This is a genomic window from Candidatus Symbiopectobacterium sp. NZEC135, from assembly GCF_025962695.1.
In genome coordinates, this window is the sequence record NZ_JAGFPF010000644.1 from 1 (window position 1) to 1,093 (window position 1,093).

The 1,093-nt window shown below is 58.1% G+C and carries 2 protein-coding genes; both read left to right on the forward strand.

The features are described 5' to 3' along the window. Window positions 1-205, forward strand: a 205-nt coding sequence (locus tag J5224_RS29415) for a chorismate-binding protein (protein WP_264628606.1), incomplete at its 5' end; no start/stop codon positions are given. Between the two features lie 63 nt (window positions 206-268). Beyond that, window positions 269-1,093, forward strand: an 825-nt coding sequence (locus J5224_RS29420) for an alpha/beta hydrolase (protein ID WP_264628607.1), incomplete at its 3' end; no start/stop codon positions are given.

Here is a 1,093-nt window from a genome sequence, read left to right on the forward strand (position 1 = left end):
CAGCGGTATTGTGGGATGGAGCGATCAACGCGGCGATGGTGAATGGGCTATTATCATCCGCAGTGCCATCATTCGGCAGCAGCAGGTGCGCTTTTTCGCCGGTGCCGGGATCGTAGAAGGCTCTGACGCTCAGAAAGAGTGGGAAGAGATCGCCGGGAAACTGGGTACCATGCTGCGTGCACTGGGATTACAATTGCCGGGCTGATGCGTTTTTGCTTCAGCCTACTGGCGGGCCAGGACAGGGAACAGAACAAGAGGGGTGTCATTTTTGTATCAGCATTATCCAACGCGGAAGGAGATTTTCACTGCTTCCACCTGCGGGGACTATCAGCTGTTTATTGCCTGGCCCGATGAGCCAGCGCCTGAACAGGGATGGCCGGTGATGTATCTGCTTGATGGTGACGTACACTTCCCGGTGGCGGAAACCCTGATGCGCACGCTGGCGCGTCCTCGTTGCTGTATGACGCCGGGTGTCGTGGTGGCGATCGGTTATCGGGAAGGGACGCTGCGTGAGCGGGATTATCGCCCGGCGGTGGCGCAGCGGGTGCCTGAGCCAAATCCGTACGGTGGCTATTACCCGATCGGGCTGGCAGGAGAATCAGAGGCCTTTCTGGCGTTTATTCAACATGAGCTCAAGCCCTATATCCGGCAACAATTCGCTGTCGATCCCAGCAGAGAAGCCTTGTTCGGGCACTCCTACGGTGGCCTGTTTACGCTCAATACCCTGTTTACCTGCCGCCATGCCTTTCAACACTACTATGCCTCCAGCCCTTCGGTATGGTGGAACCAGGGGTATATCAATGATGTGGCGACAGCGTTTTTGCAGGCCGATGTGACAGAGGCGCTCCCCGCTACGCCCGTGCTGTTTTTATCCGTGGGAGAGTGGGAGCAATCGCTGGAGCGATGGGAATTGGCGTTACCCGAGGCACAGCGCGACGCGTTGCGCCAGCATCGACGCCAGCGCCGGATGGTTGATGGCGTTCGCGAGCTGTCGTGGCGATTACAGGCAGCGGGTGGCGATAAGCTCGACGTTTCGCTTTTTATTCATGCCGGGCAGTCTCACCAATCCGTCCCGCTGCTGTCCTTACAGCAG